Genomic DNA, 25,214 nt, shown 5'->3' on the forward strand with positions numbered 1-25,214 from the left:
TTCGCGAACACGTCGCTCGCTTGGAGCTGAGTCGAGCAGACACGCGCCGTGAGGGGACTTAGAGTTTGCGAGATGCTTGATGTATTCCTAGGTAAAGGTGGCGAGCTTGTCAAAGAATGATGGACTACATTTTGATGTCAGCACCGGCTTGAAGCGGGTGCTCGGCCGCGAGCTAATTACAGATGACGAAGTCGCAATCTTCGAGCTCGTAAAAAACTCATTTGATGCAAGCGCGAGCAGTGTCCAGCTCTACTTTGGAGATGAAGTAATTTGTGTTGCCGACAATGGCGTCGGAATGTCCTACGAGGACCTGACAAGCAAGTGGTTGTTCGTGGCCTACTCATCGAAGCGCTCAGACGAGCGGGCGGATGACTTTCGGAATCTCGCAGCGGACCGTCGGCACTATGCTGGCAGCAAAGGCATAGGAAGATTCTCTTCCGATCGCTTGGGAGAGGAAGTCGTCATTCAGAGTCGTACACACGGGGCGGGCGAAACCGTCCATCAGTTGACCGTAGATTGGGAATTATTCGAGAAGGACTCTAAAGAGCATTTCGATAAGGTCCCGGTTGCCTATGTCAGTAAGCAATCTTTTGATGTGCCTACAGAGCTGCGCGGCTTTGATGGCGCGACTGAGCACGGAACGGTCGTGACGATTCGCAGGCTGAGGCGCCCTTGGACTCGGCAGAGGATCTTGGAGCTAAAAGCATCGCTAGCGAAGTTGATCAATCCTTTTGGAGAGGGGGTGGATGGATTTGGGATCGACATTCTTGCGCCTAATGAGGTTGCCCATGACGAAAGACTGATCAGCTCCTCCGCAAAGAAGGATGAGGAGCCTTTGTCGAAAGACTTGGTTAACGGCCGAATCGGCAATTTCATATTCTCGACCCTTCGGGAAAAGACCACCTTTATTAGCGTATCGATCGAAGAGGGGGAGCTGCGCACTACGCTTACGGATCGCGGCGAACTGATCTATCGGATTGCGGAGCCGAACACTTACGAGCTCCTGGAGCTCGCAGAATTCAGGTGCGATATCTACTATCTGAATCAATCTGCGAAACTTACTTTTGCACGAAGAGTCGGCCTGCCTTCTCTGCAGTTTGGATCCGTGTTCCTTTTCAGGAACAACTTTAGGGTTTATCCGGTTGGCGAGGACGGAAATGATTGGTTTGGGTTTGATCGGAGAAAACAGCAGGGTTACGCAAGATTTCTCGGAACGCGCGAGATTATTGGCCGCGTTGACGTGTCCGGTTCGGATAAAGACTTCCAAGAAGCGTCGAGTCGAAATCAAGGACTAATAGAGACGCCGGCTGTAGAGCAGTTGCGCAAAGCGGTTATGGATCACTGTTTAAAGCGTCTAGAGAAGTACGTGGTGCCGGTCTCTTGGATCGACAAGGGGGACGCCACCGCAGAGGATCTATCGAGACTGATGACGGATCCAGGACGAGCCCGTGTAACCGCGGCCGTAGCGAGTCTCGTCGACAACGAGACGGTCCGCTTGCTGGAGTACAGCACTCGCCTAGTGGATCTTATTAACGAGCGTTCAGGAGAATTTGAAACGTCGCTGGTTGGCTTGCGATCAATCGCAGAAAAGATGGGTGACCAGGGAATGCTTGCTAGGATTGAGGCTGCCGAACATCGGTTCGATGATCTCAAAAAATCGGAGGCCGATGCTCGGCGAGTTGCCGACAGAGCGATGGCAGTAGCTGAAGCAGCGACTCGTCGCGCCGACGCGGCTGAAGTCGAGGTGGAGACTGAGCGGCGGCGCGGCCACTTTCTTGAGTCATTTGTAGGTGCGGATACAGCGACTATTCTGAATTTGCACCATCAAGTTACTATCTATGCCGTAGATATCGCTCAACAAATTGAGAACTTTCTTAGTCAGACGTCTGAGAAGACATCAATTCCGCGAGAGGATGTTCTAAGAACCCTGGAGCAGATGGCTTTCCTCAATAAGAAAATCATGTCGATTACGAGATTCGCCACCAGGGCAAATTTCAAACTCGATTCCGAGAAAATTGAAACTGATCTCGCCGCTTTTATATATGACTACATTGAGCAGATCGCTCGCACTACCAGTAGTGCCCGCCTGCAAATAATTGCGGAGAATAGTCATCCAGGACTGAAGGTGCGGTTCAATCCTATTGATGCAGCTATTGTGGTCGACAATCTGATTAGCAACGCCAGAAGGTCGAGATCATCACGAATTAAGTTCGTTATTACTCAAAAAGACAAAGCTAGCCTCACAATTCATGTGAGCGACAACGGGCGAGGGCTGAGTGAGGGAACAAGTCGCTCGCGCATCTTTGAAATGGGATATACGACTACACAAGGCTCCGGTCTTGGGCTTTACCATGTCCGGCAAGCACTTGGGGAAATGGGCGGAAGTATCGAGCTTGATGATGAGGTGCAGTCAGGCCTCGGATTCGTAATTACGATTGCGATTACGAGGAGGGGAGCATGAGGCTTGATTTCAATGTTTTGTGGGTTGACGACCAGCCCGCAAGAGTCGCAAATCAGATCATAGGCATCAAAGCTAAGATGTCTGCTGAAGGATTTGACTTCAGGGCGAAGCAATGCATTTCAATCGATCAGGTTGAAGACACGATTCTTGAGAATGTATTTACGGATGAAGTGGATCTGATCCTAGTAGATTGGGATCTGGGAAATGGCGATCACGGTGAGGATGCTATTGAGAGAATTCGCTCGGTAGTTCAGTACAAAGACGTTGTCTTCTATTCTGGGCAGCTGACAGTTGCCGAGTTGAGAGAGAAAGCGTACGAGAAGAAGTTGGAAGGAATTTACTGCGCAAGTAGAGAGGATTTGGTTGACGAAGTTTTAGGTGTATTTGATTCGCTTATTAAGAAGGTGCTCGATCTCGATCACACCCGAGGAATCGTGATGGGCGCCACAAGCGATATTGACCATATGGTCAACGCATGCCTGGAGTTGGCTCATAGCAAGCTGGACGATGCGGGCAAGGCGAAGTTCATTGCGGATGCAATTAGGAGAGTAGACGAACAAGTCGATAACGTGACGCGGCAAGGTGCAAAGCTCAAAGGTGATCCCAGCGTGGAGGCACTTTTCAAGGCGCACATGCTTTTTACGTCCGATCACCGTCTACGATTTCTGGCAAGTATTCTGGGGACTGCCGAGTTTGCTGCCTATGCGACAGGCGCGCAGACGGTCCAGTCTTACCGAGACGGAGTGGTGCGCAGTCGCAACAAGCTAGGACATGTGATCCTGGTGCCTGAAGGAAAGCCGGATAGCGTGATGGACGACGTAGGGGTAGTTGTCGGCATCGCTGAGATGCGCGAGCTACGCAAGCTTATCTTGGCGTTGCGTACCGAATTCCGGACTCTATTGGATACATTGAGGGCGTGAATTCAGCCTGGCCCGTTGCCTCGACGGGGATTTAGTAAGCCCATGAGGGTCTCGCCGATTGCACGAGCAGCCAGAGGTGGAACGGCATTCGCAACTTGCGTAAAGCGAGGCACTTCTTGCCGTCTCAAATGTCCTCCTGTCGTATATTTCCCCTGAAAAGCGTACCAGTCTGGAAATGACTGAAGCCGTGCATTTTCGCGTACCGTCAGAGTTCGCGGCTCCGAATAGTGCAGTAGGTCGTCAGGCATGCTTGTAATTGTAGGCGACGGCCTATCTGGGTCGAGTACGCGCAATGCTTGCTTCTTGAGACCAAAGCGTGCGCGCATGTCCGCTCCGATGCTCGTGTTTAGGCGCCCCTCGGCATGGCTTCGTTCGATAATTTCTCTGAATCGGGTGACGATGTCATCGGCATGGCGCGCTAGCCGCAAGTCTGTGACACTCGCATTACCTTCATTCATTAGTTTTTGATAATGAGTGAGTGGCCCCGAATAAACAGTCTCGCTGAATCCGTTGCTCTCGGTGGATGGCCTTGTGCCGTTTCTCCTCACCTCCAGATCGGAGATTGCGGAGCTCGAGGAGGTCGGTGTCGTCAGGCGCAATGAGCGTAAGAATGAGGGCAGATTCTTGTGAAGATATTTGAAGGGGTCCGGTATGTTTAGGTCGGAGCGGAAAGCGAGGACAAAGTAGCGTGTCCGCGCCTGGGGTACGCCAAACATCGTGAGGTCTAGGAGCTGCTCAAAAACGGTGTAGCTATCAGACAGGCGGCACTTAAGCGCCTGAGAGAAATTTTTTACCTGTTCTCCTGAGCTGAAATCTAGAGTAAAGCCGCGAACATTCTCGATAAGGACGGCCTTCGGTTTGATGATCTCGACAAGGTTCAAATAAGCGGCAAACAGCTGATTTCTCGGGTCGTCATGCTTTCTCCTGCCGGCACTAGAGAATCCTTGACAGGGCGGACCTCCCACAAGCAGATCGACTGAACCAGAGCAGTTCTCTAGCTCCGTGCGATAAGTGTCTATAATTTCCATGATGCCGATTGGCTTCTTCGGAAGCCAGCGTGGCCAGGAGTATTTGTACGTTGAGCCAGCGGTAAGTAGGTTCGCCTTAAGTGTTGCAAAGGCGTATTCATCACGTTCAATAGCGAATCGCCCTTTAAGGCCTGCTTGCATGAGGCCAAGGGAAAGGCCGCCGCACCCAGCGAAGGCGTCAATAAAGGTCAAAGGCTTGCTAGAAAGTGATGGCATTGCCGTTGTGCTCTCATTGATCCGCAGGGTTCGCCTAGCATCGCTGGGAGAGCCTTTGCGGCGGCATCCGCCGCCTACAGCTTACGCGACAACTGACTTCCCGTGAGCGGAAGTGTTGCCGAATACATTCCCAATATCCAGAGCGTCCTACGGAGTTCCTGCATGCCCAACCCCCTCGCGCCCGCCGGGCGCCTGTTTGCTGTCGCTGCCTTTCTTGAAGGCTTCACCTGGGCCGGTCTGCTGATCGGCATGGCATTCAAGTACAGCGCCATCGGCAACGACCTGGGCGTGAAGATCTTCGGGCCGCTGCATGGCGGTGCGTTCCTGTTCTATGTCGTGGTTACCGCGCTGTCCGCGTTGCGGCTGCGCTGGCCGTGGTGGGCGGCGTTGCTGGCGTTGATCGCCGCGGTGCCGCCGCTGGTGACCGTGCCGCTGGAGATGTGGTTCCGGCGGATCGGCTTGCTGGGTCCGCGCGGCTGACGTGTGGGCATGGCGGGCCGGGGCCCGCCCTACGTGCGGCGCGTCCTTCGCATAGACTGCTGCGCCAGCCCTCTCGCTGCCGCTTATGAGCCCTCACTCCCGCCTGACCGAGTTGCGCCTGTTGCTGGGCATCGAGCGCAACACCACCCGCCATGGCGAGAAGTGGATATCGGGCATCGGCGCGTTGCTGGGCATCCTGGCGGTGTACGGGCTGACTCGCTGGACCTTCCCGACCGATGCTGCGTCCGCCGTCGGCGGCGCGCTGATGGTCACCTCGATGGGTGCGTCCGCCGTGCTGCTGTTCGCCGTGCCGCAGGGCGCGTTGTCGCAGCCGTGGGCCGTGGTGGGCGGGCACCTGCTGTCCGCCTTCATCGGCGTGAGCTGCCAGAAACTGTTTCCCGGCCACGCCTGGACCGCCGCCCTCGCCGTTGGCCTCGCGGTGCTGGGCATGTACTACCTGCGCTGCATCCATCCGCCCGGCGGCGCCACCGCCCTCGCCGCGGTGATCGGTGGTCACGACGTGCATGCCCTGGGCTACGGCTACCTGCTGATGCCAATACTCATCAACGTCGTGGCCATCCTGGCCATGGCCATCGCCTTCAATGCGCTGTTCCCGTGGCGCCGCTACCCGGCCCACCTGCACCGCCGCCGCCAGGCCTCGCGCATCACCCAGCCCGCGCAACGCCAGTTCGAACTCACCCAGGAAGATTTCTCCGCCGCGATGGAGCAACTCAACTCCTACGTCGACATCACCACCGAGAACCTCACCGAACTGCTGGAACTCGCCAAGCAGCACGCCGAACGCAACATCACCCACCCCGACGCGATCCTGCGCGGCCGCTTCTACAGCAACGGCAAACTCGGCCGCCTGTGGAGCGTGCGCCACGTGCTGGAAGGCGAAGGCGCGGGGTTGCAGTACCGCGTCGTTGCCGGCGAGCAGACGGGCAGCACGGGGACGACCAGCGCCGACGAGTTCCGTCAGTGGGCGCGTTTCGAAGTGGTGCTGCAGGACAATGGGCGGTGGGTGATTGCGGGTTGATGCCGCGCGCGCAGGCGGCAAGGGGGAAACAGCGATGAAGCACGCATGGATGTATGCACTGGCGTTGGTTGCCGTGCTATCAGCCTGCCATTCCGGGGAGGAGACCCTGCCTGCGGTCGATCTGTCCGGGCTGGAAGAGATCCGCATCGATTTCGAGCGCACTGGGTGGGGCTCCGTTGAGGAGCACTTCACGATCACGCCAACCGCTGGCGGCATCTTTGTGTTGCGCGGCCGCTATGAGACACGCCAGGGGAGCGGGGTCGATGTGGAGATGCCGCTCGCTTCCAACAAAGTTGCGGACTTCGTGCGTGAGGCATCATCGCCCGGCTGGACGCGACAGCGCGGGGTGCAGGTGTTGGCGCAGGGCGTCGACCAGCGCGCTTGGCGCAAATTCGATGCCGTCATACGTGTTCCCCCCGCGCCGTGCAGCGACGAGGAGTTGCAACATCTGGCGAGGCGGCACTTCGGTCGTACCGGGCTGCTGGCACTTGTCGACGAACATTACGGGCATGGGATCAGCTGGACGGACGACTATCCGCATGCGTTGATACAGATGCGCTGGCGAGGACGCCCCACCTTCATGATCTGGTCCAACTCCCAGAAGGCCCGCATGCTGCCTTGGCATCCAGGCATGCCGGTGGACTCGCCGCAGGAAGCGGACCAGAACTGGTCGCTGCCCTTGAGCGCATCGCTGCAGGCGTTGCTGCCGCCGCAGTCGTTTACGTATGGGCGACTGGGCGGCGCGGACATGGAGGAACGACTCAACCGGAATGCCATTTACAAGGCGGAGCGGCAGTGCGAAGCGCTACGTGGAGGATCGGATGCGAGCGCTGGGTCGCACAGGTAAATTCCCTCCTGTCTTGCAGCGATCCGGCCCGCCCGTCGCTACCAGGTCGCCTCCCGGCGCTTGAACCGCTGCGTGGTCCGCATTCGCGGCGGGCTAGGCGAACTGGCGCGAGAAATTCCCGACCGCATTGATGTTGGCGCGCGCAAGCGCGCGCATGTCGTCCGATCCGATCAACTCGCTGTCTGCCACGCGCTGCCAGAAGACGATGGCCGCGTCCGCCGCCCAGCGGATATGACCGACCTGTCCGGTGCGATCCGGTGCGGTCGGTCGCACGGGCTCCAGAGTGCGCACGGCGCCGGTGCGCGAGGGCGCCAGCGCCATCGGCAGCATGTCGTAGGCCGGCGCCAGCGCAAGCGGCCGATCATCCCCGAGATGGAACCCGAGATTGCCCGCATGCATGTCGCTGTTGTCGATGAAGCGCCCGAACCAATGCAGGCGCGCCATCTGCGTCGCGTCCTGCGTGGTGATCCAGCCGTCGGCCGCCAGCCGTTCGCCGAACCGCCCCCAGTCGCGCGCGCCGTGGCCGTAGAACGCGGCGTCCAGCGCCTGCAGGGAGACTAAACCGCGACGGCCCAGCGTGTCGGCAACGCGATCGAAGCGACGGACTTCCAGGAAGGTGTAGCCGTCGGCATGCAGGCACTGCGATGTCGATGCAGGCAGCCCCGCCTCATGCAGGGTCGTAGCCGCCAGGTGCTCGCACACCAGCAGGTCGGCCCAGCGGCGAACGGCCTGGCCTTCGTCCGGAACGGCGAACTTCACCAGCGCGGCGTATCGTCCGCCGTCCTCTTGCTGGACGGTCGCGGTGAACTTCGGTTGCTCGCCGCCGGGCGAGGAGCCGATTTCCTCGCCGGCCAGCGCGGCCTGCGCCCAGGCGGGGTATTGCCGCGCGCGGTCGGAGGCCGCGACGGCATCGGTCGGCGTGTCGCGCTCGGCCATCGCCGTGGCCAGGGCTTCCTGACCGAGGATCAAGTCGCCGATGCCGGTGCCGCCGGTCCGCGTGATCGCCAACAACGTGTCGCGGACCTGCCACCGGTTGAGGTCGTCGGGTACGCCGAGCGCGCGTCCCTGCCGGTACGCCAGCGTGCGTCCCAGGAATCCCTGGGGCCGGAGGTCGTCGAGGAACCAGGGCAGCCCGGGATGGAAACCGGCGACGCGATCGACGGTGCGTGTCAGCAGGGGGCTGTCACCGGAAGCCTCGAAGAAGAAGCGGTCTCCACGCAGCGCGTGCAGGGTGCCCCGTTCTTCCAGCGTCGCATCCGGCCGCATCCGCCACAGTGGCCAAGCCTCGCCTGCATCAGTGCGCGCGCGCGCCGCGTAGGCGGTGGCGCGTGCCTTGCCGATCCGCAGCACCGCCGGCCCGGCCTCGGCGACCAGCCGGGCCAGGATGGGGCGGCTCACGCCGAGCGCCTGCGCCAGCGCCGCCGCCGGCACGGGATCGCCACCCGCCAGCAACGCCAGGAGATCGGGTACATCGGCCGTGCGCGCGCGAGGCATCCGGACGCCTTGATTCTTTACGATTCAAGAACGATATATCAGAAATCCGTTTCCGTAAAGAATTGATATAAAAGCATTTATTAAGGACATCGCGCGATCTTTGTTTACGATTCCTGATGCGATACCGACGATATCGCCCGGGACGACTACCAGCTCGCCTCCAACCGGCTGAAGGGGTGGGCGATCCGTAATCCCTGATCGTCGTAGTCGCTCACCGCCTTGCCATCCACCACCACCCGCGACGGCTTCGTCCGGCTCGGCCAACTGACCTTCAGCGCAATGTCCTTGTGCAGACCGGGGCCGAGCGTCACGCGCAGGGTCTGGCCTTGCTGGCGGGCGGTCATGGCCAGCGTGCCGTAGGCCGTCGGCAGGCCGTCCACGCGCAGGCCGTCGCCGGCGACCCATGCCGGTGGCGTGCCGGGCAGCAGCGACAGCGCGTCGTCGCCTTCGTGCATCAGCATGCCGAAGATCGCGCGGGCGTACTCCGAGCCGATCCACGTGTGCGGCATGTCGCCGAGGTAGATGGCGTGGCGAGCGTCCGAATACACCACTTCCGCCAGCACCTGCCACGGTGCGGGGCGGCGGTGGCCGAGGAAGCGCATCAGCAGCTCGTGCGCTTCCTGCGGACGGTTGAGGTGCACGTACGTCAGCACGTTGCGGATCTCGTACGGCGTGTACGCGTACAGCGCGCCGGGCACGTCGCGCTTGCGCACGTCGTCCAGATAACGGTCGAACGTGGTCTTCAGCGCATCGGCCGGCATCACGTCCTGCTGCCCGGCCGGGTCCAGCCCGATCGACAGGCTGGTCGGATCGCTGCCGCCCATGTCGGCGTCGGCGGGGATGGTGTCGATGCCCTTCCATTTCATCGTCGCGCGAATCGAGGCGGCCATCGATGCGCGCAGCGCCGCATACTGTTCGCGCGCCCATGCGGCAGTCTTCGCATCGCCCCACTGCTCGGCCAGCCACGCGCCGTCGTGCCAGCCCTTCAATGCCCAGTAGTCGTCCCAGTAACTGTGGGTCGGAACGGGATAGCCTTCGTGGCTGATCGACGGCGCGAGGATGCCGTGGAAACGCTCCGGCGACGGCTGGTCGGCGAGATAGCCGGGCGCCATCGTGCGTTCGCGCAGCTCCTGCATGAACTTCATCGCGCGCGTCACTTTGTCCTGGTAGTCGCGCACGCTGCGCGCGCCGCCATCGAGGCGCGCGAGTTCGGCGACCAGCCAGATGAACTGCCCTTGGCTGTCGTACTCGATGTCGGAGCCGAATCCCGTGTTGACCGAGCCGTCGTCGTTGAGGATCGGCGACACCAGGCCGTTCTCGTGCACGGCGTGTCCCGCGTACCACTGCAGGTAGTCGCGCGCCGTCTTCGGCATGCCCATGCGCACCAGCGTGGCGGCGGTGGCGGCGCCATCGCGGATGAAGGAGCGGTTGTAGTTGCGCGGGCCCGGCTGCATGGCGTGGCCGCTCTGGTTGATCAGCATGTACGCCGCCTGCGCGCGGAGCATGTCGACGAGGGACGCGTCCGGCAGCGACAGGCCGATACGGCCCAGGCGCTTCTGCCACTGTGCGGCCACCTCCTCGGCACGCGCATCGAATGCGCCTTCGCCGGTCAGTCCGGCGAGATCGAGCGTCGGTGCGGCAGGCAGCGGCTTGGCCGGATCGATGCGCGCATCGCCGAGGGCGAACGCGATGACGATGTCCTGCGTCGCGCCCGGCGCCAGCGCCACGTCGTAGCCGAGCTGACCGGCGGCCAGGCCCGTGTCGTCATGCGCCTGCTGCGCATCGGGCAGCGCGTCGGCCATCAGCAGGCCGGTGATCTCGCCTTCGCCATGCGCACCGAAAGCCGACGCGGACGCGCGCGCCACCGGCGTCAGCGACTGGAACAGCGTGCGCCCGTTGACCGCCACCTGCGCGGCATCGCCGCTGCCGACGGCGATGTCGCGGATCGGCGAGGGTCCGCCGTTCTGCCACGGCGGGCTGACCTGCATCGGCCGCGTCAGCAGGTTGAAGCTGCCGGCGACCGGCGTGGTGCCGGTGTTGCGCAGGCGATAGCGCACCAGCGTGACCGGCGCGCCGCGCTGCTCGAGCGCGATCGCCGCCGTCGTCAGTTCCAGGCCCGGCTGTGGCGACCACTGCACGGTCGGCATCGGCATCCAGCCGTCGCGCAACGCATGGGTGATGGATGTATCGGCGTTCGCTGCGCTCGCACGACCGCTGGCGTCGCGCCATACCGGCTGCACCAGCGGCGCACCCTTGAAGGCTTCGACATGGCCGAATTCGTCGAGCACCGACTTCTGCCGGCCCGCGGGAATGCCGACCGCCGTCCAGTACACCTGCTGCTGGTGCAACGACGACGGGAACAGCGCACGGTGCTCGCGCGAGGCCGCGAGTTCGTAGCGCTTCATCGCCGTCATCACCCGCTTCGGCCCGATCAGGCGCAGGCGCTGCAACGTGGGCGCCTGCGTGCCCTGGCCGAGCACGCTCAAGCGCAACGCGGACAGCGTGCGGGCCTGGCTGTCGGCGAGGAATGCGGTGCTGCCGTAGGCGTTGGGATCTTCCGCCAGCACGATCCAGCGATCCGACCCTGCCTCGCGGCCTTCCAGCTTCGCCGCGCGCGGCGTGTCCTTCCACGCCACTTCCAGGCCGGCCACGGACAGCGGCCTGGGCAGGTCGATCTGCAGCTGTCGCATGCCGTCGGCCGCGGGCTTCGCGGTCATCGCATGCGCCTCGCCGGCATCGGACCACAGCGCGGCGGCATCGCCGCTCACGCCAGTGATGCGCGGTGTCTCGCCACCGGCGTACGGCTGGAACTCGAACACCGACACGCCCCAGTCCGCCGAGCGGTCCGGCGCAGTCAGGCGCAGGTAGCGCGCCTGCACCGTGGGGAACACGTCGTACTCGATACCGCCCACGCCATCGCGCGTCTCGAACGCGGTGCGCCAATGTTCGCCGTCGTCGGAGGCCTGGATCGAGTACGCGCGTGCGCCGCCCCATTCCCAATGCAGTTCCACCGCGCCGACGGAGACGCGCTTGCCGAAATCCACCTGGTACCAGTGGCCGGGCGAGAACGCGCCGCCCCACTTGGTCGCCGGGTCGCCATCGATGCCCTTGGCCGGGGCCATCTCCACCGTGGTGCTGGCCGAACTCGTCGCCTTCCAGTCAGTGCGCGGGGGCAGGACGTCGGCCGAACGGGCGGCGGGGCTCACACCCAACCCGATCGCCAGGGCGCAGGCGGTGGTGGTGGCGCACAGCAGGCGGCGCGTCGGCGTGGGGATCATCAGGCGGTTCCAGGCAACGCGGGCCACCCCGCGAGCGCCGGACACTAGCCATGAAAACGGTTACATGCGAGCTGCGCTGCACCATCCCGACCTGCCGCACGTCCCTTGCGGTGCCGTGCGCCGATCGCGTCGGCAGCCGCGGTCACGGGGGCTGGGCGTGATCGCTCAGGGTGTCCTGCGCAGGCCGTGTTCGGCTTGCTCGCAGACCACCAGCGCGCCGTCGTCTGTGACGGTGCCGGTGGCCCGCACGCGGTCGCCGGCCTTCAGCCCCTGTACGTCCTCCGGCGGCGGCGCCTTGCAGAGGTTCCAGCGGGCGGGCAGATGCACGTCGACCTGCCCGTTGGGGGCGGCGATCTTCACCACGGCGCTGCCATCGTAGGTCCAGGGCGTGGTGTCGACGCTGACGACGGTCCCATCGACCGTGGCCTGCTGGCCCGCGGCCAGCGTAGGGCTTGCGGCCGGAGGCGGGGTGGCGCAGGCGGCCAGCATCAGGGCGGCGGCGAGGGGCGCCAGGCGTACGGCAGGGAGGCGGGACGGGATCATCGTGGCGTATCCGGGGTGGTGGGCGGGGCGGCGTCCGCGGGGCACCTTGGCACGCCGGATCCGACGACGCAGTGAATGCAGCATTCCGCCTTCTCGGTCGCTTCGACGCCTGGCGCGTCCTGCACCGGGGGCAGGGCGCCGGGAAGTCTCGCCAGCTGCTCCGGTGACTTCAGTCGCAGGATCGCCGCCCAGTCCTGACGGTTCATGTTGCAGGCCGCTTCGTTGTCGGGCGCGCACAGCGTGCCGTCGCCGATGCGGAGCGGCAGCCCGCCCCAGAATTCACCGCTGCGGTTGAGCGGCAGCATGCGCATCGTCACGCTCTGCTGCACGTTGCCGCCGATGGCGTACGCAGTGCTGTCGTTGTTCGGGTTCACCGCCACCACGATGTCGCAGTGCATGTCCAGCGAACTGCCGCTGCGCAGCAACGGCACCAGCCCTTCGTGGCCGAACAGGCGGCCGGACTGGCGCACGTAGCAGATCAGGTCGCCGACCACCGGCTTGGCCTTCGCCACGTCGATGACGTCGAAGGCGTTGGTCGACGGGTTCTGGAACGCCGCCTGCACATAGGTGAAGTGGCGGCTGGAACCGCGGAAGCCGGGCACCCGGGCCTCACGCATCACCCACGAGATGAAGGCGGCCGACCATGGCGTGTCCACCACGAAGCCGCGGCAGGCCTCGGCCTGAGGGCCTGTCGACGAGGCGTACAGGCACTCGGTCGCGCCGCGACGGTGACCGATCGCGGCGAGCAGCCCGCTGTCGCGCCAGTAGCGCGCGACGCGCTGCCAGGCGCGGTCGTCGCCGAGCGACAACAGCGACGACTCCGCCTCGGTCATCGGTGCGTTCGCCAGCTTGCCCTCGCGGTCGATGAAGGGGCGGTACCACATCAGGTGCTCGCGGCAGGCGACTGCGGCGATGCGGGAGGCGACATCCGTCGGCGTCTGTTGCGACAACTGCGGACAGGCATCGGCCGCGTACGCGGCACCGGAGGTCAGCAGCAACAGGGGCAGCAACAGCCATGCACGCATCGGATGATCCTGGGGGTGGGTGATCTCTACCTACGCATGATGCCGCATCGGCAGGACACGACATCATCACGCGGCATGAAGGTATGGGAAGGGTCGACGAGGGAGGCGGTGGAGCATGCGCCCTGCGAGGCGTCTTGACCTCAATCGCGCTTGAGGTCCTACCGTGATGGCCCGCCCAACCAGGGAGTCTTCCGTGGCCGACACGCTCGCCGACATCGCGCTGTACCTGCAACGCCTGGGTCACGACCGACCGCCGCCGCCCACTCTGGACACCTTGCGCGCGCTGCAGCTGCGGCATACCGCCACGTTTCCGTTCGAAACCCTGTCCACCCTGCTGCGCGCGCCCGTGCCGATCGATTTGCCAGCCATCCAGCACAAGCTGCTGCATGCGGGGCGCGGCGGCTACTGCTACGAACTCAATCGCGTTTTCCTGGCGCTGCTCCGGCAGCTGCACTTCGATGCGCGCGGCCTGGCGGCGCGCGTGGTGATGGGAGGACCGGAGGACGAACCCACCGCACGCACGCACCTGCTGATACTGGCCACCGTGGAGGGGCAGCGTTACATCGTCGATGTCGGTTTCGGCGGCATGGTGCCCACCGCACCACTGCGACTGGATACCGAAGACGTGCAGGCCACGCCGCACGAGCCTTACCGCATCACCCGGCGCGATGGCGTGTATACGCTGCGCTCGAGGGTGGCGGGCGAGTGGCGGGCGCTGTACGTGTTCGACCTGCAGCCGCAGGCCGACATCGATCACATCGTCGGCAACTGGTACGTCAGCACGCATCCGGACTCGCCGTTCGTGGGCCAGCTGCGCGCCGCCCTCACCGGGCCGGGCTGGCGCCGGACGCTCAACGACGGCAGCGTCGCGCTGCATCGCCCCGGTCATGCCAGCGAGCGGCGCAGCCTGCCCAATGCCGAGGCAATGATCACGGTGTTGCAGGAGGCATTCGGCATCCGCGTACCGGACGTTCCCGGCCTGCACGCGGCCATCGAAGCGCGACTGCGCGCTGCGCCCCACAGCACGTCCTGAGTCGGCTGGCGGCCGGGCCATGCCGGACGATAAGCTCGCCGCTCCGCCCCCTGCCCCGGACTGCGCGTGCGCTTCCTCCTGCAAGTACTGTTGCTGTCCGCATGGGCGTTGAGTGCGCATGCCGCCGAGCCCGACCGCCGCATCGCCATCACCATCGATGACCTGCCGTGGCAGCGCATGGACAAGACGCCGCCGGACGCGCTCGCAGGACGCCACGCGCAGCTCATGGCGCAACTGAAGCAGGCCGGCGTGCCGGTGGTCGGCTTCGTCAACGAGGGCAAGCTGGAAGTCGATGGCCAGGTGCGGCCCGAGCGCGTGGCGATGCTGCGCGACTGGCGGGATGCGGGCTTCGGGCTGGGCAACCACACCCATGGCCATCTCGATCTGCATGCGGTCGGTCTGCCTGCGTTCCAGCAGGACATCCTGCGCGGCGAACGCGTGCTGCGCCCGCTGTTGGCGGAACGCGGCCAGGCCCCGCGCTGGTTCCGCCACCCGTACCTGCGCGCCGGCCGAACGCCGGAGGAACGTGCGGCGCTGTCCGCGTTCCTGGTCGGACACGGTTACCGCATCGCACCGGTGACGGTCGACAACGGCGAATGGGTATGGGCGTCCGCCTACGCCAACGTGCTCGACGGCCAGCCCGACACGCCCGTGCGCGCGGCGACGCTGGAGCGGCTGCGGCGCGGCTATGTGCCCTACATGCTCAACAAGGTCGACTACTACGAACGGCAGTCGCAGGCGTTGCTCGGCTATGCGCTGCCGCAGGTCTGGCTGCTGCACGCCAACGAGCTCAACGCCGTCGCCTACGCGGATCTCGTGGCCGGCGTGCAGCGACGCGGCTACCGCGTGGTGACGCTGGACGAGGCGATGCGCGACCCTGCCTACGCGCGCGGCGAGGACGGCTACAACGGCCGCTACGGCCCCAGCTGGCTGCACCGCTGGGCGATGGCGGAGAAGAGGCCGAAGGAGTTCTACGCCGGCGAGCCGGTGGTGCCGGGCTGGGTGCTGGCGCTGGCGGGAGTGGATTCGGAATGAGGGCGGCGCGGCACAGGCCGCGTCAGTCCCCGCGCCGCAGGGTCGCCAGCTTCAGGAAGGCATCGTGCTGGTAGCGGCTCATCCGGAGTTGCTGGCCGGTATCCATCGTGACCACGTGGTAGCCGTTGAACCATGGATGGATGTCCCTGACCCGCCGGATGTTGATGATGGCCGAGCGGTGCACGCGGGCGAAGCGGCGCGGGTCGAGGCGTGCCGCCAGCGCGGCCATGGTCTCGCGGACTTCGTGCACGCGGTCGGCCAGGTGCAGGCGCACGGTGTTGCCACTGGCCTTTATCCAGACGATGTCGTCCACGTCGACCAGGACGACGCGCTCGTCCTCGCGCACCGGGATCCGTTCCAGGTAGGCATCGCGCTGTTGCAGCGTTGCCAGCGCCTGCATGATCCGGGCGGTGGTGTCGGCATCGGCGCCCTGTCCGATCGCCAGGCGCTGCTTCGCACGGCGCAGGGTTTCGGCGAAGCGTTCGCGGCTGAATGGCTTGACGAGGTAATCGACGGCATTCGCCTCGAACGCGCGCACCGCGAACTGTTCGTACGCGGTGACGAAGATGGTCGCCGGCATGCGCGCCGGGCCGAGGGTGGCCACCACGTCCAGGCCGGTGATGGCCGGCATCTGGATGTCGAGGAACATCAGGTCGGGCGAGCGCTCGCGGATGGCCGCCACCGCCGACACGCCGTCGCCGCATTCGCCCACCACCTCGATGTCCGCGTCGTCGCGCAGCAGGCGCGCCACGGCGTGGCGGGCGATCGGTTCGTCGTCCACCACCAGCGCGGTCAGGCGCATGCGGGCACGTGCTCCGGCAGGGCGTCCTCGTCGAGGTCGCGGTAGGGCAGGCGCAACCGGCACGCGACGCCGCGCGGCACGATCAGGTCCAGCCGCAGGCTCGCGTGGTCCCCATACAGCTCGCGCATGCGCAGTCGCGTGTTGGACAGGCCGATGCCGTGGCCTCCCGCCTGGCCGCCCTCGTCCAGCGTGCTGTTGTAGTTGCGCACGTCGATGCAGAGCATGTCGCCCTCGCGGCGGCAGTCGATCTCCACGCAGTCCTCGCCCACGTGCTGGCCGATGCCGTAGCGGATCGCGTTCTCCACGATCGGCTGCAGCACCAGGCTCGGCACCGCGGCATCCATCACGTCGGGTGCGACATGGATGCGCGTGGTCAGGCGGTCCTTGAAGCGCCGCCGCTGGATGCCGAGGTACAGCTCGAGCAGCTCCAGTTCGCGGCGCAGCGGGATCTCCTGGCCGTCGTAGTCCTCCAGGAACGCGCGCAGCAGTTCGCTCAGGCGCAGCAGCATGTCCTCGGCCGACAGCTTGTCCTCGTCGAGCAGGGTGACGATGGCGTGCAGCGTGTTGAACAGGAAGTGCGGCTGCAGCTGGGTCTTCAGTACTTGCAGGCGCGACTGGGCCAGTTCGGTGGCCAGCCGGCTGGCCTCCAGTTCGCGTCGCGCCTTCTCGGCGTGGAACTGGATGGCCTGCTGGATGGCGAACAGCGTCCAGTAGGTCAGCACGCCGATGGCGAAGTGCTGCTCCAGGAAGTAGCCGAGCTGCTCGAAGAAGCCGCTGGGTTCGAACAGCGTCGAGACCAGGGCGCCGAGCACCATCGCGAGGAACGTCGTGCACAGGCTCGCCACGAGCTGCTGCGCCAACCCGCGGAAGCGCAACGTGCCGCGTACCGGATAGCGCTCGGCCAGGCGGAACACGAGCGGCGCGAGGGCCGCCCAGCTGTACCACTGGATCAACGACCAGCGGATGAGGTCCGAAAGCGGCCAGCTGGGGCGCTGCAGGCCGTTGTTGAGCGTGTTCTGCAAGGTGAACAGCAGTGCGATCGCGGTCCACAGCCCCAGGTAGCGGAACAGGCCGATCTCGGTGCTGCCCAGACGGATCTTCATGGGGGCCTCCTGTGCGAACGCATCCTAGGCGGCCGCGCCGGCGACGGAAAGCCGCGATCGTTGCCCACGACGATTCGTCCCGGCCGCACGACGATTCGTCCCGGATCCGTTGCCGCCTTCCCGCAACGGGCGCGAGATGCGCTCGCCCCGCACGCGACCCGCGCTGCCGGTGGCGCCCTCATCACCGGAGATTCCGCCATGCCTCGCCTGTACATCGTCGTGCTGCTCGCCGCCGCCATCCCGTTCGCCGCCGCCCACGCCGGCGAACGCACCCATTACCTCTACCTCGTCAACCGTGCCCACGATGCCATCGTGTCGGTCTCCGCGGCGCGGGCCGGCGCGGACCAGCCGCGCGAACTGCTCGTCGGCGGGCGGCTGGCCGGTGGCGGCGATGCGGCCACCCTCCAGATCCGCAGCGACGACTGCGTGCACGACCTGCAGGTGGCGTTCGCGAATGGACGCCGCGCGGTGTATCCGGCCTTCGATCTGTGTCGCCAGCGGGGACTGCGGGTGATGCCGCTCCCGACGCGGGGTGCGCAGTCACGGCTCGCCGCAGCGGGCGGAGACGAGGCGCGGCCGGCGGCGAGCGCGGACTGAGTCGCGCGATCAGGCAGAGAAATCCAGCACCACGCGCCCCTCGATCGTGCCGGCGTGCATGCGTGCGAACACGGCGTTGATGTTCTCCAGGCGGTCGGTCGCCACGGTCGCGGCGACCTTGCCCATCGCGGCGAAATCGAGCGCCTCCTGCAGGTCCAGTCGGGTGCCGACGATGGAGCCGCGCACGGTGATGCCGTTGAGCACCATGCCGAAGATGTCGAGCGGGAACTGGCCCGGCGGCAGGCCGTTGAGCGACACCGTGCCGCCCCGGCGCACCATGCCGATCGCCTGCTCGAAGGCCTTGGGCGATACCGCCGTCACCAGCGCACCGTGCGCGCCACCGATTTCCTTCTTCAGATACGCGGCCGGGTCGTCGGTGGCGGCGTTGACGGTGACCGTCGCGCCCAGGCGGCGCGCCAGGTCCAGCTTGGCGTCGTCCACGTCGACGGCCGCCACGTTCAGGCCCATCGCCTTCGCGTACTGCACGGCCAGGTGGCCCAGCCCGCCGATGCCGGAGATCACCACCCAGTCGCCGGGTCGGGTATCGGTGACTTTCAGGCCCTTGTAGACGGTCACGCCGGCGCACAGGATGGGCGCGATCTCGACGAAACCGATGCCCGCCGGCAGGTGGCCGACGTAGCCCGCGTCGGCCAGCGCGTACTCGGCGAAACCGCCGTTGACCGAATAGCCGGTGTTCCGCTGGGTTTCGCACAGCGTCTCCCACCCGCCGAGGCAGTGCGCGCAGTAGCCGCATGCGGAGTACAGCCACGGAACGCCGACGCGGTCGCCTTCCTTCACGTGGGTCACGCCATTGCCCACCGCGACGACGTGGCCGACGCCCTCGTGCCCGGGAATGAACGGCGGGCTGGGCTTCACCGGCCAGTCGCCTTCGGCGGCGTGCAGGTCGGTGTGGCAGACGCCGCAGGCCTCGATCTTGACCAGCAGTTCGCCGGCGGCCGGGCGCGGCACCGGGACATCCTCGATGACCAGCGGGGCGCCGAACTGCCGGACGACGGCGGCTTTCATGGTGCGGTCCATGGCGTGCTCCTGGCGTGGCGTTAGGAGTCGCCAACGTACGCCGCCCGTGCGACGGCCGCGTTGATTCCGATCAACCTGCGTCGCGCAGGCTTGACCGCCGGTCGGACGCTCCGTGCGCTGGCCGGCGGCGCCTGCCCGCGCTACCGTTCGCGATCAGTCGACAGGCGGAGTGCACGACACCATGGGGACACAGGCAGCGCGCGACGATGTCGAGACCTTCCTGGCCACCCTCGCGCATGCGCAGGACGCCGCCATCCGCCTGCTGCGCACGACGATCCTGGCGACGGATCCGCGCATCGGCGAAAGCATCAAGTGGAACGCACCGAGCTTCCACGTGGAGGGCCGCCATTTCGCGACGATGCAGCTGCGCCGGCCGGACCGCATGATGCTGGTGCTGCACCTGGGCGCGGGCAAGCAGGCGATGCCCGCGGGCGCGATCGCCGATCCGCGGCAGCTGCTCGCGTGGCTGGGCGCCGACCGCGCGGCCTGGACCTTCGCCGGCGTGGACGACGTGGAAGCCCAGCGCACCGCGTTGCAGGCGCTGGTGCGCCAGTGGATGGCGCACGCCTGACACCGCGTCCGGTCAGAGGCCGCCGATGGCGAAGATCGGCTGGCGTTCGATGCGGCCGACGGCATACACGGCGCGACGGACCTCGTCGCGCGCCATCAGTGCACGCCATCGCGCCTGCACGGGCACGAAGGCAGGCAGCGGGGCCGGCTCCCGCCATTCCTGCACGGCCGCGAGCAGGTCGCCACGCGTCGCCGGATCGGCCAGGGCCGCGACGAGGGCGTCGGCTGCGTCGTCCATGCGACCGGCTTCGACCAGGGCCCAGATCCAGAGCTCCAGGGCATCGTCGCGGTGGTCGCGCAGATAGTCGAGCGCGCGCCGTGCAGAGGCGGCATCCTGCTGCTGGACAGCGGCGCAGTGTTCGATGGAGACCTGCACCATGCGGCCGTAACCGCTCATGTCGCCGACCCGGCCGATGGCAGCGAGCGCTTCCTCAGGGCGCCCGCGCTGGCACAGGAACTGGCCCAGGTTGAGCACCTGGCTGACGTTGGCGCCGCCCGATTCGTCCATCAGCGTGCCGCGGAACAGGTCGGCCTGCGCGTCGTACAGCTTGCCCAGCCTCCGCTGCGCGACCGCGCGGTGGTTGACGATCCACGCGGCGACCTCGGGATCGTCGAACGCCGGCGCATCCGCCGATGCCGCCGACAGCGCGGCGAGCGTCTCGTTCGCCAGCGTGACCACCTCCGCGTGCTGGCCCGTCGCCAGCAGCGCGTAGCCGAGTTCCATGCGGGTCTCGAGGCTTCGAGGGCGCCTGTCGGCCAGCACGCGCAGGGATGCCACGCGCCGGCGTGCGGCTTCCGCGATGTCGAGTGCTCCGCTGTCGCGGTCGACGATGCCATCGAAGCGCCGGTCCACGCGGAATTTCACCAGCGCCTCGGGCGAGGTGGTCAAGCTGACCGCACGACGGACGCCGGCGTGGTCGCCGCGTGCCTGGTAGAGCAGGGCGAGCTGGTACCACAGGTCGCCGACCCCCAGCCCCGCACCGTCCCAGCCGGCCTGCATCAAGGCCTCCATCACCTGCAGCCGGGTCGCCGATGCGGGCGGCGCCTGCCGGGCCACGCGCAGCACGAACGCAGTGTCGAGGTGGTCGACCATGCGCGGCCAGCGCATCGCCAGATCGCGAACGTGGCGCGCGGCCGCGTCATGCGCTCCCTCGCGTTCGTCCAGCTGCGCGAGCAGGTAGATGTCGTCGGGATCGTCGGATCCGGCCTCGACGGCTCGCGTGGCCCAGCGGCGTGCACGCACATGGTCGCCCAGGCGTGTCGCCATCCACGCCGCGCGCGACCACGTCATGCGCTGGTCGGCGAGCGGCAGCGTCGCGAACTCGCGGTGCGCCATCGCCTGCGCGAGTGTGCGGTCCGCCTCGGCGGCGTCGCCCTGCTCGCCAAGCGCCAGAGCGTCCCGCCATTGCCGCTCGTAAGACGGCGATACGCCCTGCTTGCGCTTGTCGCGCAGCGCGGGACCGGCCTTGCCCAGCGAGGGCGCGGCAGGGGGTTCCTGGTGGTACGTGTCGTGCGCGGCGCCCGGCGTCGTGCTCTGTGCCCACGCGCCCTGGCTCGCGACCGTAAGGCAGGCCGCCACGATCGCTGCTTTCATCCTGCCCCTCGCGTGTCTCCCCGCCGCATTAGAACCCAAGCCGCGGCCCGCACGCATCCGCCGCGAGCCTGGACCGAGGCGTCGCGCAAGCATCGGCCCTGGATGTGGAAGGGTGACCGACGACGCATGCGCCACGACCATCGACCTGGGGCAGGCGGACGGAACGTCGTCGACAATGCGGCCGACTGCCCTGCCGAGAGGAACGCCCATGCGCGCCATCGCGTTCGCATCCCTGTTGTTCGCCGCCACGCTTGCATCGCCGACGACGGCCGCCGCCCAGCCGGCGTGCCCCGACCGGTCCGCCTATGCGCCCGCGCGCGAGATCATCGGGGACCTGGGGCGCATCGTCGCTCCCACCGGCGTGCAGGAGGACTACGCGGTGGACATCGGCGGCGTCCGGCAATGGGTGAACGTACGCGGCCAGGACCGCGGCAATCCGATGATCCTGTTCGTGCATGGCGGCCCGGCATCGCCGGTCATTCCCACGTTGTGGCAGTTCCAGCGTCCCCTGGAGGAGTACTTCACGGTCGTCAACTACGACCAGCGCGGCGCAGGCAGGACGCTGACCCTGAATCCCCAGGACGCCGTCGCGGACACGCTGCACGTGCAGCGCTACGTGGACGACGCGATCGCGCTGGCCGAGCACCTGCGCGGCCGCTACCACAAGCGCAAGCTGGTGCTGATGGCGCACAGCTGGGGAACGGTGGTGGCCATGCACGCGGCGCTGCAGCGTCCCGATCTGTTCCATGCCTACGTCGGCATCGGCCAGGTGATCAACGTTCGGACCAACGAGCAGGTCAGCTTCGACTACGGCCTGCGCATGGCGCGCGAGCGCGGCAATGCTGACGCGGTGCGCGAGATGGAATCGATCGCGCCGTATCCCGGCGACCAGCCGATCACCCGCGAGCGCATCGTGATCGCGCGCAAGTGGCCGCAGTTCTACGGCGGCCTGAGCGCCTATCGCGACGATTCGGCCTATTACTTCCAGGGCCCGCGCCTGTCGCCGGACTACGACGATGCGGCGCGCTGCGCGATCAATGCGGGGAGCGTGTTCACGCTGGGCCGGTTGCTGGACGAATTCCTGCAGGTCGACTTCACCGGCGTGGTGGACTTCCCCATCCCGGTGGTGATGTTCATGGGCCGGCACGACTACACCACGCCCTCGGCGCCCACCGCCGCCTGGCTGGCGCAGGTGCGTGCGCCCTACAAGCAGGGCGTGTGGTTCGAGCATGCCGCCCACATGATTCCGTGGGAGGAGCCGGGCAAGACGCTGGTGAGCCTGCTGGAGCACGTGCGGCCGCGGGCCATCGACACGCCCGCGGAGCAGGCGGTGCGGTAGGTCAGCGCACCACGGCCAGGCGCCGCGGCGGCGGCTCTTCGCGCTGGAACAGCACGCGTTCGGGACGGTGCAGGGCGTAGCCCTGGCCGTAGTCCACGCCGAGCGAGCGCAGCGCGTCGCCGATCTTCGGGCTGGCGACCCACTCGGCCACGACCTTCAAGCCCCGCTGGTGGCCGATCTGCGCGATGGCGCTGACGATGGTGCGGCTCATCGGGTCGGTTTCGAGATCGCGGATGAAGCTGCCGTCGATCTTGATGAGGTCGGCGGGCAGGTTCTTCAGGTAGCCGAACGAGGACATGCCGGCGCCGAAGTCGTCCAGGGCGATGCGGCAGCCGGCGCGGCGCAGGCGTTCGATCACCGCGACGACCTTCAGCAGGTTGCGCACGGCGACCGTCTCGGTGATCTCGAAGCACAAGGCCTGCGCAGGCACCGCGAATTCGGTGATGCGCGCCAGGATGAAGTCGGCCAGCCCCTCGTCCTCGATGCTGGCGCCGGACAGGTTGATCGCGCACGTGCCCAGCCGCATGCCCGAATGGTGCAGCTCGCCGAAATGCGCAAGCGCGTTGCGGATCACCCAGCGGTCTATGGCCGGCATCAGCCCGTAGCGTTCGGCGGCGGGAAGGAACGCGCCGGGCAGCACCACGCCGCCGTCCTCGTCGCGCAGCCTGAGCAGCAGTTCGATGCTGGGCGCGGTGTCGCGGCCGTCGAGCGGCACGATCTCCTGGTAGTCGAGCAGCAAACGGTCCTGTTCCACCGCCCAGCGCAGGCGGTTGGCCCATTCCATTTCGCCCTGGCGGCGCGTGGTCTCGTTGTCCTCGCGGTACAGGTGCACGCGGTTGCGGCCGTTCTCCTTAGCCAGGTAGCACGCCGTGTCGGCCCAGGCCAGCAGGTCCTTCAGGGTCGGTTCCTGCTGGTCGATCGCCACCACGCCGATGCTGGCGCTGACCGTGTAGGTGCGGTCCTGCCAGACGAACATCAGCGCTTCGATGCATTCGCGCAGGCGTTCGGCGAGTGCGCGCGCGCCCTCCGCGTCCACGTGGAACGCCATCAGGCCGAATTCGTCGCCGCCCAGCCGCGCCAGCACATCGCCGCCGCGCAGCTGCTGGCGCATCGCCAGCGCGAGCTGCGCGAGCAGCTGGTCGCCTGCCATGTGTCCAGAGACATCGTTGATCAGCTTGAACTGGTCCAGGTCGATGTACAGCAGCGCGCACGGGTCGCACGCCGCGCGACCCTTGCGTTCGTTCAGGGCCTCCTCGATGCGGCGCTCGAACTCGCGGCGGTTGCACAGTTCGGTCAACGCATCGTGAGTAGCCTGGTAGCTCAGGCGTTCGGTCAGTTCGCGCTGCTCCGAAATGTCGGTGGCGACCATCAGCAGGTGCGCCTCGCCGTCCATGTCGACCTGCGCGATGGAGGCGCTGGCCCAGAAGGCGCCGCCGCCGGGGCTCAGCAGTACCGCTTCCAGGTTGCCCCAGTCGTTGCCGATGGCCGCGGCATCGCGCGCGCGCGCCTGCAGCTGCGGATCGGAGAACAGCGCCGACAGCGGCAGGCCGGTGGGATCTCCCAAGCGCATCCGCGCCGCCTGGTTGGCGTAGACGATGCGGCCATCGCGCACGTCGGCCAGCAGCACCAGCGCCGGCAGCAGTTCGTTGAGCGCGCGGAAGCGCAGTTCGCTCTCGCGGTAGCGCCGGCTCATCTGTTCGCCCAGCGCGACCGCGCGCCGCCGCGTGGTGGCCAGCGACCACGCCAGCGCCGCCAGCAGCAGGCTGATCACGCCGCCGCCGGCCAGGATGGCCTGCAGGCGGCCGGCGTCGAGGGGTTGCGGGCGCGGCTGCAGTTCGAGCCGCCACTGGCGGCCACCGAAATCCATGCGCCGTACCTGCGCGGGCAGGCCGGTGGCGATGGGCGTGGCGGAGTCGTAGAACGGATGCGCATCCGCGGTGGCGTCGTAGAGGCGCACGCGGAAGCCGTCCAGGACCGGTCCGGCCATCGCGGTTTCCACCAGCGGCTGCAGCCGGATGCCGATGGCCAGCGCCCCGATTTCGCGCGCGCGCCGCTGGTTGGGCGTGGTCGGCGTCGGGCCGTCGGAGTACACGGGCAGGCGCAGCGTCACGCCGAGCGGGTTCTGGCCCGCCGGCGTGGTCTGGCGCAGCGGGAACGGCGCCGAGATCACTACCGTGTCGGTGTCGCGCGCGCGCAACAGGGCGGCCAGGTTGGCTTTCTGCGTGACCATGTCGAAGCCGATCAACGACGTGTTCGGCTGGTACGGAGCAACGAATTCGTAGCGGTACGAGACCTGGTCAGCCAGCGGCTGGTCGGCGGGCGAGCGGCGTGCGAACGCCACCGAGGTGTAGGCGCTGGGTGCGAGCGGGCTGCGCAGGCTGGCGTGGTACTGGCTGAAGCGTGCCTGGTCCATCTGGTCGTTGGCCAGGTACACGGTCTGCATGGCGCGCAGCATCGACGCCGCCTGCTCCAGCGGTACGCGCAGTTGCGAGACCCCGGCATCGGCCAGCGCCCGGCGGTCGTCCTCCGCCCGCTGCTGCAGGTCGTCCCATTCCCGGTGGGCCACGATCGACGTGCACGCGATGCCCAGCAACAGCACAGCCGTCGCCCACACCAGCGGCGGCAGGCCGCCTCGGCGGGGGGGCGGTGCGGGCGTCGCCGGAGCGGCGCCGCGAGGGGCAAGGGTGGAATCCACCAGCGGGCCTTGATCCTGCGTGAAGGGAGGGCGGTAGGTCCCGGCCTGTTCCCGGGAGAAGCAGGCTTTGTGCCAAA

The 25,214-nt window shown here is 66.3% G+C and carries 20 protein-coding genes; 10 read left to right on the forward strand and 10 right to left on the reverse strand.

Features of this window, described 5'->3' with window-relative positions; genetic code table 11:
* Window positions 1-106 precede the first annotated feature (106 nt).
* Window positions 107-2,461, forward strand: coding sequence for an ATP-binding protein (locus CYU89_RS11060; protein WP_296280991.1), 2,355 nt, complete (start codon window positions 107-109; stop codon window positions 2,459-2,461).
* Window positions 2,458-3,381 (forward strand): hypothetical protein, encoded by a 924-nt coding sequence (locus CYU89_RS11065; protein WP_296280992.1) that lies wholly within the window; start codon window positions 2,458-2,460, stop codon window positions 3,379-3,381. Before CYU89_RS11060 ends, CYU89_RS11065 begins: the two co-directional genes overlap by 4 nt.
* Window positions 3,382-3,383: 2 nt before the next feature.
* On the opposite strand, the gene CYU89_RS11070 is transcribed toward CYU89_RS11065, so the two are convergent.
* A complete protein-coding gene (locus CYU89_RS11070; protein ID WP_296280994.1) occupies window positions 3,384-4,625 on the reverse strand; it encodes a DNA cytosine methyltransferase in 1,242 nt (413 codons plus the stop codon).
* Window positions 4,626-4,787: 162 nt separating this feature from the next.
* Between CYU89_RS11070 and CYU89_RS11075 the strand changes: the two genes are divergently transcribed.
* The 3 genes from CYU89_RS11075 (at window position 4,788) to CYU89_RS11085 (ending at window position 6,991) form a co-directional block, all read left to right on the forward strand.
* A complete protein-coding gene (locus CYU89_RS11075; protein WP_296280996.1) occupies window positions 4,788-5,105 on the forward strand; it encodes a DUF3817 domain-containing protein in 318 nt (105 codons plus the stop codon).
* 85 nt (window positions 5,106-5,190) lie between these two features.
* Window positions 5,191-6,144, forward strand: a complete 954-nt coding sequence (locus tag CYU89_RS11080; RefSeq protein WP_296280997.1) for an HPP family protein — start codon at window positions 5,191-5,193, stop codon at window positions 6,142-6,144.
* Window positions 6,145-6,178: 34 nt separating this feature from the next.
* Window positions 6,179-6,991, forward strand: a complete 813-nt coding sequence (locus tag CYU89_RS11085; RefSeq protein WP_296281000.1) for a hypothetical protein — start codon at window positions 6,179-6,181, stop codon at window positions 6,989-6,991.
* A gap of 93 nt (window positions 6,992-7,084) precedes the next feature.
* Here the strand turns inward: CYU89_RS11085 and yjjJ are convergent, their stop codons facing one another.
* From yjjJ to CYU89_RS11105, 4 genes are all read right to left on the reverse strand, one after another.
* Window positions 7,085-8,485: a type II toxin-antitoxin system HipA family toxin YjjJ gene (yjjJ, locus tag CYU89_RS11090; RefSeq protein WP_296281003.1), complete on the reverse strand. Its 1,401-nt coding sequence runs from the start codon at window positions 8,483-8,485 to the stop codon at window positions 7,085-7,087.
* A gap of 146 nt (window positions 8,486-8,631) precedes the next feature.
* A complete protein-coding gene (locus CYU89_RS11095; protein ID WP_296281005.1) occupies window positions 8,632-11,763 on the reverse strand; it encodes a discoidin domain-containing protein in 3,132 nt (1,043 codons plus the stop codon).
* A gap of 165 nt (window positions 11,764-11,928) precedes the next feature.
* Window positions 11,929-12,306: a hypothetical protein gene (locus CYU89_RS11100; RefSeq protein WP_296281007.1), complete on the reverse strand. Its 378-nt coding sequence runs from the start codon at window positions 12,304-12,306 to the stop codon at window positions 11,929-11,931.
* Window positions 12,303-13,331, reverse strand: coding sequence for a DUF2272 domain-containing protein (locus CYU89_RS11105; RefSeq protein ID WP_296281008.1), 1,029 nt, complete (start codon window positions 13,329-13,331; stop codon window positions 12,303-12,305). The genes CYU89_RS11100 and CYU89_RS11105 overlap by 4 nt, the downstream gene beginning before the upstream one ends.
* Before the next feature lie 193 nt (window positions 13,332-13,524).
* On the opposite strand from CYU89_RS11105, the gene CYU89_RS11110 reads away from it, so the two are divergent.
* On the forward strand, window positions 13,525-14,364 hold the full coding sequence (locus CYU89_RS11110) for an arylamine N-acetyltransferase (protein ID WP_296281010.1): 840 nt from the start codon (window positions 13,525-13,527) through the stop codon (window positions 14,362-14,364).
* Between the two features lie 66 nt (window positions 14,365-14,430).
* On the forward strand, window positions 14,431-15,399 hold the full coding sequence (locus CYU89_RS11115; RefSeq protein WP_296281012.1) for a polysaccharide deacetylase family protein: 969 nt from the start codon (window positions 14,431-14,433) through the stop codon (window positions 15,397-15,399).
* A gap of 22 nt (window positions 15,400-15,421) precedes the next feature.
* Here the strand turns inward: CYU89_RS11115 and CYU89_RS11120 are convergent, their stop codons facing one another.
* Together CYU89_RS11120 and CYU89_RS11125 are read right to left on the reverse strand one after the other, a co-directional pair.
* Window positions 15,422-16,201: a response regulator transcription factor gene (locus tag CYU89_RS11120; RefSeq protein ID WP_296281014.1), complete on the reverse strand. Its 780-nt coding sequence runs from the start codon at window positions 16,199-16,201 to the stop codon at window positions 15,422-15,424.
* On the reverse strand, window positions 16,192-17,304 hold the full coding sequence (locus CYU89_RS11125) for a histidine kinase (RefSeq protein WP_296281016.1): 1,113 nt from the start codon (window positions 17,302-17,304) through the stop codon (window positions 16,192-16,194). The genes CYU89_RS11120 and CYU89_RS11125 overlap by 10 nt, the downstream gene beginning before the upstream one ends.
* Window positions 17,305-17,502: 198 nt before the next feature.
* On the opposite strand from CYU89_RS11125, the gene CYU89_RS11130 reads away from it, so the two are divergent.
* Window positions 17,503-17,901, forward strand: coding sequence for a hypothetical protein (locus CYU89_RS11130; RefSeq protein ID WP_296281018.1), 399 nt, complete (start codon window positions 17,503-17,505; stop codon window positions 17,899-17,901).
* Between the two features lie 9 nt (window positions 17,902-17,910).
* On the opposite strand, the gene adhP is transcribed toward CYU89_RS11130, so the two are convergent.
* The gene (adhP, locus tag CYU89_RS11135; RefSeq protein ID WP_296281020.1) at window positions 17,911-18,939 is read right to left on the reverse strand and encodes an alcohol dehydrogenase AdhP; all 1,029 of its coding nucleotides are present in this window, start codon (window positions 18,937-18,939) and stop codon (window positions 17,911-17,913) included.
* 181 nt (window positions 18,940-19,120) lie between these two features.
* Here adhP and CYU89_RS11140 point away from each other — a divergent pair, with 181 nt between their 5' ends.
* Window positions 19,121-19,510: a DUF1801 domain-containing protein gene (locus CYU89_RS11140; RefSeq protein ID WP_296281023.1), complete on the forward strand. Its 390-nt coding sequence runs from the start codon at window positions 19,121-19,123 to the stop codon at window positions 19,508-19,510.
* A 12-nt stretch (window positions 19,511-19,522) separates the two neighbouring features.
* Here the strand turns inward: CYU89_RS11140 and CYU89_RS11145 are convergent, their stop codons facing one another.
* On the reverse strand, window positions 19,523-21,103 hold the full coding sequence (locus tag CYU89_RS11145) for a hypothetical protein (protein ID WP_296281025.1): 1,581 nt from the start codon (window positions 21,101-21,103) through the stop codon (window positions 19,523-19,525).
* Between the two features lie 208 nt (window positions 21,104-21,311).
* On the opposite strand from CYU89_RS11145, the gene CYU89_RS11150 reads away from it, so the two are divergent.
* Window positions 21,312-22,442, forward strand: a complete 1,131-nt coding sequence (locus CYU89_RS11150) for an alpha/beta hydrolase (protein ID WP_296281027.1) — start codon at window positions 21,312-21,314, stop codon at window positions 22,440-22,442.
* A gap of 1 nt (window position 22,443) precedes the next feature.
* Here CYU89_RS11150 and CYU89_RS11155 read toward each other — a convergent pair whose 3' ends face one another.
* Complete coding sequence (locus CYU89_RS11155) at window positions 22,444-25,137, reverse strand: EAL domain-containing protein (RefSeq protein ID WP_296281029.1); 2,694 nt, start codon at window positions 25,135-25,137, stop codon at window positions 22,444-22,446.
* Between the last annotated feature and the right edge of the window lie 77 nt (window positions 25,138-25,214).

Source organism: Pseudoxanthomonas sp. (assembly GCF_002863005.1).
In the GTDB taxonomy this organism is placed as follows: domain Bacteria; phylum Pseudomonadota; class Gammaproteobacteria; order Xanthomonadales; family Xanthomonadaceae; genus Pseudoxanthomonas_A.